Raw genomic sequence first — 16,117 nt, 5'->3', positions numbered from 1 at the left:
GGTTCACGGACGATGCCGGACGAAAAGAAACTCGTCGAATACCTGAAGTGGGTCACGACGGATCTGCACCAGACCCGCCAACGACTCGAAGAGGCCGAATCCGGCCGCCACGAACCGGTCGCGATCGTCGGGATGGGATGCAGGTTCCCGGGCGGGGTCCGGTCTCCCGAGGATCTGTGGGCGCTGCTCGCCGACGGCCGGAGCGCCATCTCCGGATTCCCCGACGACCGCGGCTGGGACCTGGACGTACTCGCCGGCGGCGGAGAGGGAAGCAGCGCCACCCAGGAGGGCGGCTTCGTCCACGACGCACCCGGGTTCGACCCGGGCTTCTTCGACATCTCGCCGCGCGAGGCCCTCGCCATGGACCCGCAGCAGCGGCTGCTCCTGGAAGTGGCCTGGGAGGCCGTCGAGCGCTCCGGCATCGACCCGGCCACCCTGCGCGGCAGCAGGACCGGTGTGTTCGTCGGCACCAACTCCCAGGACTACGCGCACCTGGTGCTCGCCTCGCGCGACGACATGGGCGGCTACGCGGGCAACGGCCTCGCGGCGAGCGTCCTGTCGGGCCGGCTCTCGTTCGTCCTCGGACTCGAAGGCCCCGCGGTCACGCTCGACACCGCGTGCTCGTCCTCGCTGGTGACCCTGCACCTCGCCGCGCAGGCCGTACGCAACGGCGAATGCGCGCTGGCGCTGGCCGGCGGGGTGACCGTGATGGCGACCTCCTCCAGCTTCGCCGGGTTCAGCGTCCAGGGCGGGCTGGCCGCCGACGGGCGCTGCAAGGCCTTCTCGGACGCGGCGGACGGCACCGCCTGGTCCGAGGGCGCCGGCCTGCTGGTCGTCGAGCGGCTGTCCGACGCCCAGCGCAACGGGCACCCCGTCCTCGCGGTACTGCGCGGCAGCGCGGTCAACCAGGACGGCGCGTCCAACGGCCTCAGCGCGCCCAACGGCCCCTCCCAGCAACGGGTGATCCGCCAGGCGCTGGCCGGCGCCGGACTCTCCCCGTCCGATGTGGACGCGGTCGAGGCACACGGTACGGGCACCACCCTGGGCGATCCGATCGAGGCGGGCGCCCTGCTCGCCACCTACGGCCAGGACCGCGAGCCGGAGCGCCCGCTGTGGCTCGGCGCGGTCAAGTCGAACATCGGACACACCCAGGCGGCGGCGGGCGTCGCGGGTGTCATGAAGATCGTGCTCGCGCTCCGCAACGGCGTGCTGCCGAGGACGCTGCACGTGGACGCGCCCTCCTCGCACGTGGACTGGACGGCCGGTCACGTACGGCTGCTGACCGAACCGGTGGCGTGGCCGGAGGGCGACCGGGTGCGCCGCGCCGGCGTGTCGTCGTTCGGTATCAGCGGCACCAACGCGCATGTGGTCATCGAGCAGGCGCCGCCCGCCGGGGCGGCGGACGAGCCCGAGCCGGAGCCGGAGCCCGCCGTGACGGCGAAGGCAGTGCCCTGGCCGGTGTCGGGCCGTGGCGGGGCCGCGCTCGACGCACAGCTGGACCGGATCCGCGCCTTCGCGGACGAGCCCGGCGGCGACCCGCTCGACATCGGCTTCTCGCTCGCCACGACCCGCACCGCCTTCGAGCACCGCGCGGTGCTGCTGGCCACCCCCGGCAGCGAAGGCGGGGCGCCCGTCGAGGTGGCGCGCGGGACCTCGGGCAAGGGCGCGCTCGCCGTGCTCTTCTCCGGGCAGGGCTCGCAGCGCATCGGGATGGGCCGGGAGCTGTACGCACGCTTCCCCGTCTTCGCGGAGGCCCTGGACGCCGTACTGGCCCAGCTGGACGGCGAGTTGGACCGTCCGCTGCGCGACGTCATCTGGGGCGACGACGCGGACGCGCTGAACGACACCGGCCGTACCCAGCCCGCCCTGTTCGCCGTCGAGGTCGCGCTGTACCGGCTGGTCCGCTCCTGGGGCGTCACACCGGACTTCCTGGCCGGGCACTCCGTCGGCGAGATCACGGCCGCGCATGTGGCCGGGGTGTTCTCGCTGGAAGACGCCTGCCGGCTGGTCGCCGCACGCGCCCGGCTGATGCGGGCGCTGCCCGCCGGGGGCGCGATGGCCGCCGTCCGGGCCACCGAGGACGAGATCACACCGCTGCTGACCGACCGGGTGTCGGTCGCCGCGGTCAACGGCCCCGACGCGGTGGTCGTCTCCGGCGACGAGGCCGCGGTGCTCGACCTCGCGGCCCGGCTGGCGGCCGACGGCCGCAAGACCACCCGGCTCGCGGTCAGTCACGCGTTCCACTCGCCGCTGATGGAGCCCATGCTCGACGCGTTCCGCGAGGTGGTGGCGGGGCTCGCCGTCCAGGAGCCGGCCGTACCTGTCGTCTCGAACCTGACCGGTGAGGTGGCCACCACCGGCGAACTCACCGACCCCGGCTACTGGGTCCGTCATGTCCGCGAGGCCGTGCGGTTCGGCGACGGTGTGCGCACGCTGGCCGGACGCGGCGTACGGACCTTCCTGGAGCTGGGCCCCGACGCGGTGCTCTCCGCCCTCGTACCCGAATCCGTCCAGGACCCGGCCGTCACGGCGCTGCCGTTCCTGCGCAAGGACCGGTCCGAGGAGACCACGGCCGTCACCGCGCTCGCCGCGCTGTACACGCGCGGTGTCGCGGTGGACTGGGCCGGGCTGTTCGCCGGCACCGGCGCGCGCCGGGTGGAGCTGCCGACGTACGCCTTCCGGAGCGAGCGGTACTGGCCCACGGTCCGCGCGGTCGGCGGCGACGCCCCGGGGCTCGGTCTGGTGGCCGCCGCGCATCCTCTGCTCGGCGCCGCCGTCACCATCGCCGAGTCGGACGAGATCGTGCTGACCGGCAGGCTGTCGGCGCAGTCGCATCCGTGGCTCGCCGACCACCGGATCTCCGGCAGGACCGTGCTGCCGGGCGCGGCCTTCGCGGAGTTGGCGATCCGGGCGGGCGACCAGGCGGGCCTGGACCGGGTGGCGGAACTGACGCTGTCCGCGCCCCTCGTACTGGCCGGGCGCGACGCGGTCACCGTGCAGGTACGGGTGGGCGCGTCGGACGACGCCGGCAACCGGACGCTGACGGTGCACTCCCGGCCCGCCGGCCGCGACACGGACGGCTGGACGCCGCACGCCCGAGGTGTGCTCACGGCCGCCGGGCAGACCGAGGAGACCGGCGGGTTCGACACCTCCGTATGGCCGCCGCGCGATGCCGAGCCCGTCGCGCTGGACGGACTGGACGCACGGCTCACCGCCGCGGGCCTGGAACACGGGCCGGTGTTCCAGGGGCTGTCGGGCGTCTGGCGGCGCGAGGGCGAGATCTACGCGGAGGTGGCGCTGCCCTCGGCGGCCGAGGACGCCGGCGCGTTCGGGATCCACCCGGCGCTGCTGGACGCCGCCGTCCGCGCGGCGGGCTGCCTCGACCCCGACGGCGCACCCGCCGCCGTCCCGGTGTCCTGGAGCGGACTGACCCTGCACGCCGCCGCGGCCTCCGCCCTGCGCGTACGGCTCACCGCGACCGGCCCGGACGAGGTGGCGCTGAGCGCGGTCGACGCGACGGGCGCTCCGGTGCTCTCGGCCGACTCGCTCGTCCTGGGCCCGCCCTCCGGCGAGCCCCGCCGGGCCACGCCCACGGCCGGCGGCACCGAGCGCGGCCAGTTCCTCACCCTCGACTGGGTGCCCGTCCCCGAGCAGGTGGCCGCCACCGGCACCCGCTGGGCGGTCGTCGGCGTCGACGAACTCGACCTGGGCTACGCGATGCACCGCGCCGACGAGACCGTCACCGCGTACGCGGAGTCCCTGACCGGCGCGGTCGGCGACAGCGGTGTCGCCCCCGATGTCTTCCTGGTGCCCGTGGTCGGCGACCCGGCGGCGGCGGGACCCGAGTCGGTACGCGCCCTCACCACCTTCGTCCTCGGCCTCCTCCAGGAATGGCTGGACGAACCGGCGCTGGCGCGCGCACGGCTGGTCTTCGTCACCCGGGGAGCCGTCGCCGTCGACGGCGAGGACGTCAGGGACGTGGCCGCCGCCGCGGTCTGGGGCCTCGTACGGTCCGCGCAGACCGAGAACCCCGGCAGCTTCCTGCTGGTCGACATGGACGACGCGTTCCTGTCGGCGGGGGTCCTGCCCGGACTGCTCGGCCTCGACGAACAGCAGCTGGTCGTACGCTCCCACACGGTCAGGGCCGGCCGTCTCACCCGGCTGCCCGAGAACGACGGGACCCCCACGGCCGGCGGCGCGGCGCGCCCCTGGGACCCCGAGGGCACCGTTCTGATCACCGGCGGCACCGGCGGCCTCGGCAGGGAACTGGCGCGCCATCTGGCCGCCGAGCACGGCGTACGGCATCTCCTGCTGGCCAGCAGGAGCGGCCAGGACGCCCCGGGCGTGCCCGAACTGCTCGCGTCCCTGGCCGAGCGGGGCACCGAAGCCTCCGTGGTCTCCTGCGACCTGGGCGACCGCGCGTCGGTGACCGAGCTGATCGCCGGTGTGCCCGGGGAACATCCGCTCACCGCCGTCGTCCACACCGCCGGTGTGCTGGGCGACGCCCTGACCGGCTCGCTGACGCCGGAGCTGCTGGAGCGCGTACTGCGGCCGAAGGTGGACGCCGCCTGGTATCTGCACGAGGCGACGCGCGGTCTCGATCTGGCCGCCTTCGTGCTCTACTCCTCCGTCTCCGGTGTGCTGGGCGGCCCCGGCCAGGGCAACTACGCCGCGGCCAACGCCTACTTGGACGCACTCGCCCAGCACCGCAGGAGCCAGGATCTGCCCGCGGTCTCCCTCGCCTGGGGTCCCTGGGGCCGGGGCAGCGGCATGACCAGCCATGTCAGCGCCGCCGACCTGGAGCGGATGGCCCGGGGCGGCATGCCTCCGCTGGCCATCGACGAGGGTCTGGCGCTCTTCGACGCCGCGCTCGTCCGGGACCTGGCCACGGTGGTCCCGACCCGGATCAATGTCGCCGGACTCCAGGAGCAGCAGGCCCTGCCCGCGCTGTGGCGGGAGCTGGTGCCCCGTACCCGCCGCTCCGCCGCCGCGGCCGACCGCTCGCCCGTCACCCTGCGCGAGCGGCTGCGGCTGCTGGCCCCGGCCGAGCAGGAGGGCCTGCTCACCGAACTGGTGGTGGGCTACTCCGCCGCGCTCCTCGGCCACCCCGACCCGAGCGGTGTCGACCCCGAACGAGGCTTCCTGGAGCTGGGGTTCGACTCGCTGGTCTCCGTCGGGCTGCGCAACCAGCTCGCGGAGGCGCTCGGGCTGCGGCTGCCCAGCTCGGTGGTCTTCGACAACGCGACGCCCGTGAAGCTCGCCCGCCGGCTCCACGCGGAGCTGGCCGGGCAGCTGGCCGCCGGTACCCCGGGCACCGCCGCCGGAGCCCCCGCCGCCGCGCGCGGCACCCTGAACCGGGACGAGACGCTTGAGGGACTGTTCTACGCGGCGGTGAAGGCCGGGAAGATGGTCGAGGGCATGCGCATGCTGAAGGCGGTCGCCAACACCCGGCCGACCTTCGAGACCCCCGCCGACCTGGAGGAGCTGTCGGCGCCCGTCGTCCTGGCGGACGGCCCGAGCAGCCCCCGGCTGGTCTTCGTCAGCGCCCCGGGCGCCACCGGCGGCGTACACCAGTACGCGCGCATCGCGGCGCACTTCCGCGGCAAACGGCATGTGTCCGCGCTGCCGCTCATGGGGTTCGCCCCCGGAGAGCTGCTGCCGGCCACGAGCGAGGCCGCGGCCCGCATCGTGGCGGAGAGCGCCCTGCACGCCAGCGACGGCGAACCCTTCGTCCTGGTGGGCCACTCGACGGGCGGCTCGCTCGCCTATCTGGCCGCAGGCGTGCTGGAGGAGACCTGGGGCATCCGCCCCGAAGCGGTGATCCTGCTGGACACCGCGAGCATCCGGTACCAGCCGGGCGAGGGCAAGGACCTCGACAGGACCACCCGGTACTACCTGGCCGACATCGACTCGCCGTCGGTGACGCTGAACAGCGCCAGGCTCTCCGCGATGGCGCACTGGTTCATGGCGATGACCGACATCGAGACGGTGCCCACCACCGCGCCGACGATGCTCGTGCGGTGTGTGGAGTCGCTGGACGGCTTCCTGTTCGACACCGCGGGCGTCCCCGCGGACGACATCCGCGAGATCCGCGCCAACCATCTGTCCCTCGCCAAGGAGCACTCCGCGCTGACGGCACGGACGATCGAGGAGTGGCTCGGCGGCCTGCCCGACGGCGAGGCATGACCCCCTGGCGGGGCCGGGCGGGGCGGTGGCCGTACGAGGCCGCCCCGCCCGGCCCCGCCCCCACAGGCAGCGGAGACCGGACAGGACCTGGCACCCGCGCACCACCGACCGACCGTCCAGAGGAGAGACACCCCATGACCACATCCCGCGAGCTGCCGTCGCTCAGGGGCGTGCCGCCCACCGTGCTGCGGCTGAGTCCGCTGCTGCGCGACCTCCAGACCCGGAGCCCCGTCTGCAAGGTGCGGACCCCCGCAGGCGACGAGGGATGGCTGGTGACCCGCCACGCCGAACTCAAGGAACTGCTCCGTGACGAGCGGCTGGCCCGCGCGCACCCCGACCCGGCGAACGCCCCGCGCTATGTCCAGAACCCGTTCCTGGACATGCTCGTCAGCGACGACGCCGAGCTGGCACGGAAGCTGCACACCGAGACCCGCGCGATGCTCACCCCGAACTTCTCGGCCCGGCGTGTGCTCAATATGATGCCGAAGGTCGAGGCCATCGCGGAGGGCCTGCTGGAGGGCTTCGTCGCCCAGGGGCCGCCCGCCGATCTGCACGGCGGGTTCTCCCTGCCGTTCTCGCTGTCCGTGCTCGGTGAACTCATCGGTGTGCCCGCCGAGGACCGCGGCCTGCTCGTCACCCTGCTGTCCCGGATGGGCGGTCTGGACGACCCGGACACCGTCCAGGACGGACAGCAGGACCTCTTCGGCTATCTGGTGGAGCTGGCGGGCCGCAAGAGGGCCGAGCCCGGCGACGACGTGATCTCCCGGCTGTGTGTGAACGAGCCCTCGGACGAGCGTATCGGGCCGATAGCGGCCGGGGTGCTCTTCGCCGGTCTGGAGGCCGTCGCCAGCCATATCGACCTCGGTGTCGTGCTGTTCGCCCTCTACCCCGAGCAGCGCGACGCGGCGCTGGCGGACCCGAAGCTGATGTCGGGGGCCGTGGAGGAGATCCTGCGCGCGGCGAAAGCGGGCGGGTCGGTGCTGCCGCGGTACGCCACCGAGGACGTCGAGATCGGCGGGGTCACCATACGGTTCGGTGACCTGGTCCTGCTCGACTTCACCCTCTCCAACTTCGACACCCAGGTCTTCGACGACCCGGAGCTGTTCGACATCACGCGCTCGCCCAACCCGCATCTGACGTTCGGTCACGGGATGTGGCACTGCATCGGCGCCCCGCTGGCCCGGATGCAGCTGAAGACGGCGTACACCCTGCTCTTCACACGCCTGCCGGGACTGCGACTGGCCCTCCCGGTGGAGGAGCTCCAGGTGCTGGGCGGCCAGCTCTCGTCCGGCCTCACCGAACTGCCGGTCACCTGGTAGCACGGACCCGGTCCCGGCGGGACATCACCACGGGCTCTGCCCCCACCGCCGGTGGGGGCAGAGCCCGTGACGTGTGTGCGGCGTCCGTTCAGCTCTCGTCGACGGTGATCGCCCGGGACGGGCAGATCAGCCCCGCCTGCCGCGCGGCCTCCCGCCCCGGCTCGTCCCCGGGCTCCTCCAGGACCATGACGATCCCGGAGTCGTCCTGGTCGAAGACATCGGGAGCGGACAGCACACACTGCCCCGCTCCCACACAGCGTTCGGTGTCCACGCTGATGCGCACCATCATTCCTCCGTCGGTTACCTGCGGTCGTGCGTCTTCCCTCACCTGCGCCGGCCGGTCTACCAGCGGACGGGCAGGGCGTGCAGCCCGTACAGCACTCCGTCGTACTTGAGCGGCAACTCCTCGACCGGCACGGCCAGTTCCAGCGTCGGGATCCGCTCGAACAGGGTCCGGTAGGCGATGTCCATCTCGACCCTGACCAGGTTCTGGCCCAGGCACTGGTGCACGCCGTAACCGAACGCCACATGCGAGCGTGCGGACCTGCTCGGGTCGAACTCGTCGGGGCGCTCGAAGACGGTCCCGTCGTGGTTGGCCGCGGCGACCAGCGGGATGATGCCCTCGCCCGCCCTGATGAGCTGTCCGCCGATCTCCACGTCCTCGACGGCCACCCGGAAGGCGACCAGGTCGGCGACCGAGTAGTAGCGCAGCAGCTCCTCTACCGCCCGTTCGTCGCCGATCCACCGCGGGTTGGACAGCAGGGTGACGACCCCGAGCCCGATGTTGTTCGCCGTCGTCTCGTGCCCGGCGATCAGCAGCAGCATCGAGACACCGGACAGTTCCTGCTTGCTCAGCGTCCCCTCGGCCAGCAGCTGACTGATCAGATCGTCGCCCGGCCGCTTCTGCTTGATGGTGATCAGCCGGTTGAGATAGCGCAGCAGCGCCGTGGACGCGGCCTGCCGCTGCTCGTCCGTGGAGGTGAGCGTCACCAGCACCCGGGTCTTGGTCTCGAAGAAGTCCCGGTCGGCGTTGGGCACCCCGAGCAGACTGGAGATGACCAGGGACGGTACGGACAGCGCGAAGTCCGCGATCAGATCGGCGGTGTTGCCCGCCGCGAGCATCGCGTCGACGCGCTCGTCGACGATCTGCTGGATGGCCGGCCGCATCTCCCTGACCTTGCGGACGGTGAACTCCGGAATCAGCGTCTTGCGGAACCGGCCGTGCTCCGGCGGGTCCAGCGCCACGAACCAGCCGGGCACCTCGTCCTGGGACGGGACGCCCCCGGTCTTCGCCGCGCGGGGGAAGCCCGGGTGCGAGGGGTTGGAGCTGATACGCGGATCGGTGAGGACCGTACGCACGTCTTCGTGCCGCGTCACCAGCCACACCGGGACCCCGGAGGGCAGCGTCGTACGAACCAGCCCGTCCCGCTCGCGGAAGCCCTGGTACTCCGGCGGCGGAAAGGACTGGCCGGGCCGCCGCAGCGGGAAGGCGACCGGGCACCTGTCGGTAGTTGTCATCTTCTCAATTCCCCTGGGGATCGGAACGTCGCGGGTCGCAGGTCACGGGTCGCGGGTCGCGGGTCGCGGGCCTAGCCGCCGTAGAACTTGCGGATCTTTCCCGTGATGAACTCCTGGTCCTCCGCGGTGAGCCCGGTGTGGGTCGGGAGGTAGAAGCCGTCCTCGCTGAAGCGGCTGGCCTTCAGCGAGGGCCAGTCGGGGTGGAGGTATCCGGGCTGCCGGCTCATCGGCTTGAAGAAGAGCCGTGTCTCGACGCCCTCGTCGGCGAGGAAGTCCCGCAGCTCCTCCCGGCGTTCGGCGCGCAGGTCGTACATCCACAGCACATCGCGCGGCGGCATCAGGGTGATCCCGCCGATACCGCTGAGGCCCTCGTCGTACCGCCGCTCGATCTCGCGGCGCGTCTCCAGGATGGCGTCGAGCCGCTCGGTCTGGGCCAGGGCGACGGCCGCCTGCATGCTCGTCATACGGAAGTTGTAGGCCAGCTTCTTGTGCAGGAAGCTGTGGTCCTTGGTGAAGGCCATCGCCCGCAGATGCGCCATCTGACCGGCGAGGTGCTTGTCGTCGGTGAGACAGATACCGCCCTCACCGGCGGTGATGATCTTGTTGGCGAACAGCGAGAAACAGGCGATGTCGGCGACCGGCCGGACCCCGTGCGCCTCGGCGGAGTCCTCCACGACCCGCAGGTTGTACTCATGGGCCAGATCCATGATCGTGTCCATGTCGCAGCGACGGCCGTAGATGTGCACCGGCATGATCACCTTGGTGCGGGGGGTGATCTTCCCCTCGATCAGCGAGACATCGATGTTGAGATCGTCGCCGCAGTCCACGAAGACGGGCGTGGCACCGGTGTAGGTCACCGCCCACGCCGTCGCGATCATCGTGAACTCCGGGACGATCACCTCGTCGCCGGGGCCGACACCGAGGGCGCGCAGGGCCAGCGTGAGCGCCGTCGTACCGGACGAGCAGGCGACGCCGTGCGCGATCCCGTTGTAGTCGGCGAACGCGCTCTCGAACTTGCGGACGTAGGGGCCCTGCGAGGAGATCCAGCCGCCGCTGACGGCGTCCGTCACATACTCGAGCTCACGCCCGCCGAGCCAGGGCTTGGAGACAGGATGGGTGTAGGACATGGAAGCCTCGATCAGTCGGTGGCGGGAGCCTGGTCGGAATGGGCCGGATCGGAAAGGGCCGGATAGGAAAGGGCCGGGTCGGACGGGGCCGCACCGGTGAGGGCCGGAAGGCCCAGGAGCAGATCCGCGGCGGCGGCGCGTCCGCCCGCGGCGCGCAGCAGCTTCGCGAAGTGCTCGGCACGCTCACGGAACGCGCTGTCGTCGAGCACCCTGGTGAGCTTGTCGAACACATCGTCCGGATCGACGGTCTCCGGACGGTCGAGGGTCAGACTGACCCCGAAGTCCTGGCCGCGGATGGCCTGGTCGTCGCAGTCGACCCAGAGCGGACGCACCACCAGCGGCTTACCGAAGTACAGCCCCTCGTGGTAGCCGTTGCCGCCGGCGTGCGTGAAGAAGACCTTGACGTTCGGGTGGGCCAGCACATCGAGCTGGGACGGGACCCAGTTCTCGATCCGCAGATTGTCCGGCAGCTCGTCCGCGGGGGGCAGCAACTCCTGCTGTTCCTTGGGGAGTTTCCACAGGACCGCGTGCTTGCCCGCCAGCCGCCGCGTCACGTCCACCAGCGCCCCGACCTGTTCCCCGGTCAGCCGGGTGATCGTGCCGAACCCCATGTAGACCACGGACTTCTGGGCGTCGAGCCACTCGGAGAGCCCGTCGTCGTCCGGGGCCTGCGGCAGCGGCGGCACCATCGCGCCGACCAGCCGCATCTTCTCCGGCATCGGGAACGGATAGTCCAGCTCCGGCACCGAGTAGCAGAGGACCATCTCGGCATGGTCGATCCTGGCCATCATCTGGCGCGCCTCGGGCGCGATCCCCAGCTCCGCGCGGATCCGGTTGTCCTCCTCGACCACCTCGCGCACCGAGGACGTCATGAACATCCCCAGCGTCCGCAGCCGGAACAGCTGGTTCTCCACCCGCTGCGCGAACGTCATGTCCAGCGGCAGCCCCGAGTGCGGCACCGGGAAGCCGCGCGGCGTGTACGACGTGGCGAACGGCACGTGCGAGGTGAGCACATTGCTCGGCACGAACGGCACGCCCAGCACGAAGGGGATCTTCTTCGTGATGGCCAGCTCGTACCCGAACTGACACATCGACTCGATGACCATCAGCGCCGGCTTCACCTCGTCGACGACGGCTTCGAGACGCTTGTACTTCTCCACCCGCGACTCCGGCGCGAAGGAGTGCTTGATGACCGCGCGATGCGCCTTGAACCGGGAACGCTGGGTCACCTCCCGGTATGTCTCGTCGTCCCAGGTGACGGCCGACATCTGCGACACCACATCACCCAGTGAAGCGAACTCCACGGGCGTTCCCGCTTTGGCCGCGCCGATATCGGAGCGCCCCTTTTCGTCGGTCGCGAACCACAGATCCTCCACCCCCCGGCGGGACAATTCCTCCGCCAGTACGAGCAGCGGGTTCAGAAGACCGCTTTCGGCATAGCTGACGAACAGGATCGGCCGCCGAATCGAGCCCATGGACAACACCCTTCGGAAGTGGCAGCCGGAGCGTTCGGTGCCACAGGTACCCACACGGCCGGTCGCCGGGTGGCCGCGCCGCGCGAGGAAGCGGAACAGTTACTTGGTCTCACACCACGTTCCGGAGAATCCCTAGTCTTCCGCGGTCCTCCGCGCGGAACCGCCGAATTCCTTAGGGAAAAGTACAGCCTTGACACCCATACGATCCGGCACGGAGAGGTGTCCGAGGCCCGACTTTCCCTAGGGGTGTGCAACGTCATGACGATCGGAGCCGACGAAGACCCGGTAGTGGTCGTCGGGATGGCATGCCGCTGTCCGGGAGGGGTGCGCTCCCCCGAGGAGCTGTGGGACCTGGTCCTGACGGGCCGTGACGCGATCTCCGGCTTCCCGGCCGACCGCGGCTGGGACCTGGACGCGCTGGCCGGCGAAGGGCCGGGCCGCAGCGTGACCCGCCATGGCGGATTCCTGCACGACGCCGCCGACTTCGACGCCGGGTTCTTCGGCATGTCACCCCGCGAGGCCGTGTCCACGGACCCGCAGCAGCGGCTGGTGCTCGAAACCTCCTGGGAGGCCGTCGAACGGGCCGGGATCGACCCGTACGCGCTGAACGGCAGCCGTACCGGCGTGTTCGTCGGCACCAACGGCCAGGACTACGCCACCGTCACCCAGCGGTCCGGGGAAGACCTGGCGGGCCACGCCATGACCGGGCTCTCCCCCAGCGTCGCGTCCGGACGGCTCGCCTACACCCTCGGCCTCGAAGGACCGGCGGTCACCGTCGACACCGCTTCCTCCTCCTCGCTGGTCGCCCTGCACTGGGCGGCGCGCTCCCTGCGCGCGGGGGAGTGCTCGATGGCGCTGGCCGGCGGCGTCACCGTGATGTCCACCCCCGTGGGGTTCGTCGGCTACTCCCGGCAGGGCGGGCTGGCCCCCGACGGCCGCTGCAAGGTGTTCTCCGACGACGCGGACGGCACCGCCTGGGCCGAGGGCGTCGGCATCGTCGTACTGGAACGCCTCTCCGACGCCCGCGCCCAGGGGCACCCCGTACTCGCCGTCATCCGCGGCAGCGCCACCAACCAGGACGGCGCCTCCAACGGCCTGACCTCCCCGAGCGGCCGGGCACAGGAGGACGTCATCCGCCGGGCGCTCGCCGACGCGGGCCTCTCCGGAGCCGATGTCGATCTCGTCGAGGCACACGGCACCGGTACGAAGCTGGGCGACCCGATCGAGGCACAGGCGCTGCTCGCCACCTACGGGCGCGACCGTACCCCCGGACGCCCGCTGCGGCTCGGCTCCCTCAAGTCGAACATCGGGCACGCCCAGGCGGCGGCCGGGGTCGTGGGCTTCATCAAGACGGTGATGGCCATGCGGCACGGGCTGATGCCGCGCACCCTGCACGTGAACCGGCCGACCACCCAGGTGGACTGGTCGGGCGGCGCCGTCGAGCTGCTGACCGGGCCGGTCCCGTGGAACGCGGACGGCCGGCCCCGGCGTGCGGGCGTGTCGTCGTTCGGGATCAGCGGCACCAACGCGCATCTGATCGTCGAACAGGCCCCGGACGCGGGCGAACAGGCCCCGGACACGGTCGGACCCGCCCTGAGCGCGAGCGGACAGGCCCCGGGCGCGGGCGAGTCGGTCCCGTCCGTTCCCGTACCGGGCACCACGCCCGCCGTGGTGCCCTGGCTCGTCTCGGCCAGGACGGAGGCGGCGCTGAAGGACCAGCTGGCCCGGCTCACGGACTTCGTGGCGGGCGCCCCCGGCCTCGCACCGGCCGACATCGGGTACTCCCTGGCGACCGGCCGGGCCGCGCTGCGGCACCGGGCCGTACTGCTCGCGGACGGCCAGGACGTGACGGAAGCCGCCCGGGGCGAGGCGGGCGACGGCACCACCGCGATCCTCTTCCCCGGCCAGGGCAGCCAGCGCCTGGGCATGGGGCGCGAACTGTACGCGCGCTTCCCGGTCTTCGCCCGCGCCCTCGACGAGGTGCTGGCCGAGCTGGACGGACATCTCGACCGGCCGCTGCGCACGGTCATGTGGGGCGACGACCCGGAGACGCTGAACCTCACCGGCTGGACCCAGCCCGCGCTGTTCGCCGTCGAGACGGCGCTGTTCCGGCTGGTGGAATCACTGGGCGTGCGCCCCGCCGTGGTCGGCGGCCACTCGGTCGGCGAGATCGCGGCGGCCCATGTCGCGGGCGTCTTCTCGCTCGCCGACGCCTGCCGGCTGGTCGCCGCGCGCGGCGCCCTGATGCAGGCGCTGCCCCCGGGCGGCGCCATGATCGCCGTACAGGCCGCCGAGGACGAGGTCCTCCCGCTGCTCGCGGACCGCGCGGACCAGGTCTCCCTCGCCGCCGTCAACGGACCGACGTCCGTCGTCGTCGCGGGGGAGGAGAGCGCCGTGGAGGAGATCGCCGCGCACTTCACCGGGCAGGGCCGCAGGACGAACCGCCTGTCGGTGTCCCACGCCTTCCACTCGCCGCTGATGGACCCGATGCTCGACGCCTTCCGGCGCGTCGTGGACACGCTCACCTTCCACGAGCCGGCCGTACCGGTCGTCTCGAACCTCACCGGAGAACCGGCCGGCGCGCGGCTGCTGTGCACCCCCGACTACTGGGTGCGGCATGTACGCCACGCCGTACGCTTCGCCGACGGTGTCAGGGCGCTGCGCGACGAGGACGCGGACGTCCTGCTGGAACTGGGGCCCGGAAGCGTGCTCTCCGCGATGGCCAAGGACAGCCTCGGCGAGGCCGCCCGGCGCATGACCGTCGTACCCGCGCTGCGCAAGGACCGTACGGAGGAAGCCGCTCTCGTCGCCGCGCTTGGCCGGCTGCACACCGCCGGGGTCCCGGTCGACTGGCGGGCCTTCTTCGCGGACACCGCCGCCCGCCGCGTCGACCTGCCCACCTACGCCTTCCAGTACGCACGCTTCTGGCCGGCCCCGCCGTCGGCCGGCGCGGGCGACGAGGGCGCGGGCGCCACCGGACACCCCCTGCTCGGCGTCACCGTGGAACTCGCGGGCGGCGAGGGCCTGGTGTTCACCGGCCGGCTCTCCATCCGCACCCACCCCTGGCTGGCCCAGCACGCGATCGCCGGACGGATCACGCTGCCGGGAAGCGCCCTGCTGGAGCTGGCGATCCGGGCCGGTGACGAGGCGGGCTGCGACCGGATCGAGGAACTGACCCTCACCGAAGCCCTCGTCCTGCCCGAGCACGGCTCCGTACGCCTGCAAGTACGCCTCAGCACGCCGGACGGCATCGGCTGGCGCGCCGTCACCGTCCACTCCAGGCCGGAGGGCGCCGTCCACCAGCCGTGGACCCAGCACGCGACCGGCGTCCTGACCCCGGTCCCTGGCGAGCCGCGCACCGCCGCCGACCTCGGCTTCGGCACGGGCGTCTGGCCGCCGGAGGGCGCCGAGCCGGTGGACCTGGCGGACCACTACGAACGCCTCGCCGACCGCGGCTTCGACTACGGCCCGGTCTTCCAGGGGCTGCGGGCGCTGTGGCGGCGCGGCGCCGAGACCTTCGCCGAGATCGCCCTGCCCGCCGAGGTGGCGGACGCGGAGGCGTACGGACTGCACCCCGCCCTGCTGGACGCGGCGCGGCACGCCGCCATGACCGACGAGGGCGGTCTTCCCGACCGCTGGCGCGGCGTGTCCCTGCACGCCTTCGGGGCCTCCGCACTGCGCGTACGGCTCGCCCCGCGCGGCGACGGCGGCGCCGCCGACGACAGCGTGGCCCGCGAGCTGGAGCTGACGGCCGCGGACTTCTCCGGGACACCGGTGCTCACGGCCGAGACGCTGCGCGTACGGCCGCTGACCGCACGGGAGTTGCTGCCCGCCCCCGCATCGCCCCGGAACGGGGCCCGTACGGTGTCCGCGGGCGCCCGCACCACCCGGCCGCCGGCCGCCAGGCCGGGCGCACGGGACGGAGATGTCCCCACCCTGGTCAAGCGGCTGGCAGAGATGCCCGAGGCCAAGCGGGCACGGTATCTGCTCGATCTCGTACGGACCGAGGCCGCCGCCGTGCTCGGCCACGGCGGCGCGGACGCCATCGGCGCCCGGCACGCCTTCAAGGAAATGGGCTTCGACTCGCTCGCGGGCGTCGAACTCCGCGACCGGCTCGGCCTGCTCACCGGCCGGGAGCTGCCGACCACGCTCGTCTTCAACTTCCCGACGCCCGTACGGATCGCCGATCACCTCGCGGCGCTCCTCACCGCGCCCGCCGCCCCGGCGACGGGCTCGGCGGACGACGAACTCACCAGATTCGAGGCGGTCATCCACTCGGTGTCGTCGGACGGCGGTGAACGCCAGGTGATCGCCGACCGCCTGGAGAAAATCATCTCCACCCTTCGGCAATCCACGCCCTCCGCACTGCGCACTTCCGGCGAGGACATCGAGACGGTGTCGGTCGACAGACTGCTCGACATCATCGATGAAGAGTTCGAAACCACATAGAGAATTGCTGCTTTCGTTCGCGACCCGATGATGAGGACGGACC

7 protein-coding genes are annotated in these 16,117 nt (G+C 72.2%); 3 read left to right on the top strand and 4 right to left on the bottom strand.

Annotated elements, in window-relative coordinates:
• Nucleotides 1-12 precede the first annotated feature (12 nt).
• Nucleotides 13-6,186, top strand: coding sequence for a type I polyketide synthase (locus tag CU044_RS06600; RefSeq protein ID WP_129767499.1), 6,174 nt, complete (start codon nucleotides 13-15; stop codon nucleotides 6,184-6,186).
• Between the two features lie 134 nt (nucleotides 6,187-6,320).
• Nucleotides 6,321-7,505 carry a cytochrome P450 gene (locus CU044_RS06595; RefSeq protein ID WP_129767498.1) on the top strand — a complete coding sequence of 395 codons (1,185 nt, stop codon included), beginning with the start codon at nucleotides 6,321-6,323 and terminating at the stop codon, nucleotides 7,503-7,505.
• 88 nt (nucleotides 7,506-7,593) lie between these two features.
• On the opposite strand, the gene CU044_RS06590 is transcribed toward CU044_RS06595, so the two are convergent.
• The 4 genes from CU044_RS06590 to CU044_RS06575 all read right to left on the bottom strand — a co-directional run bounded on the left by CU044_RS06590 (nucleotide 7,594) and on the right by CU044_RS06575 (nucleotide 11,625).
• Complete coding sequence (locus tag CU044_RS06590; protein WP_129767742.1) at nucleotides 7,594-7,788, bottom strand: ferredoxin; 195 nt, start codon at nucleotides 7,786-7,788, stop codon at nucleotides 7,594-7,596.
• Between the two features lie 59 nt (nucleotides 7,789-7,847).
• A complete protein-coding gene (locus CU044_RS06585) occupies nucleotides 7,848-9,023 on the bottom strand; it encodes a cytochrome P450 (RefSeq protein WP_129767497.1) in 1,176 nt (391 codons plus the stop codon).
• 71 nt (nucleotides 9,024-9,094) lie between these two features.
• On the bottom strand, nucleotides 9,095-10,150 hold the full coding sequence (locus CU044_RS06580; protein ID WP_129767496.1) for a DegT/DnrJ/EryC1/StrS family aminotransferase: 1,056 nt from the start codon (nucleotides 10,148-10,150) through the stop codon (nucleotides 9,095-9,097).
• A gap of 11 nt (nucleotides 10,151-10,161) precedes the next feature.
• Complete coding sequence (locus CU044_RS06575; protein WP_129767495.1) at nucleotides 10,162-11,625, bottom strand: glycosyltransferase; 1,464 nt, start codon at nucleotides 11,623-11,625, stop codon at nucleotides 10,162-10,164.
• A 204-nt stretch (nucleotides 11,626-11,829) separates the two neighbouring features.
• Here CU044_RS06575 and CU044_RS06570 point away from each other — a divergent pair, with 204 nt between their 5' ends.
• Entirely contained in the window at nucleotides 11,830-16,074 is a 4,245-nt protein-coding gene (locus tag CU044_RS06570; RefSeq protein WP_275670180.1) for a beta-ketoacyl synthase N-terminal-like domain-containing protein, read from the top strand.
• The last annotated feature ends 43 nt before the right edge of the window (nucleotides 16,075-16,117 follow it).

The organism is Streptomyces sp. L-9-10 (assembly GCF_004151105.1).
Lineage (GTDB): Bacteria > Actinomycetota > Actinomycetes > Streptomycetales > Streptomycetaceae > Streptomyces.
The sequence above is the reverse complement of the archived record's forward strand: the minus strand, read 5'-3'. Positions and strand labels throughout refer to the sequence as shown.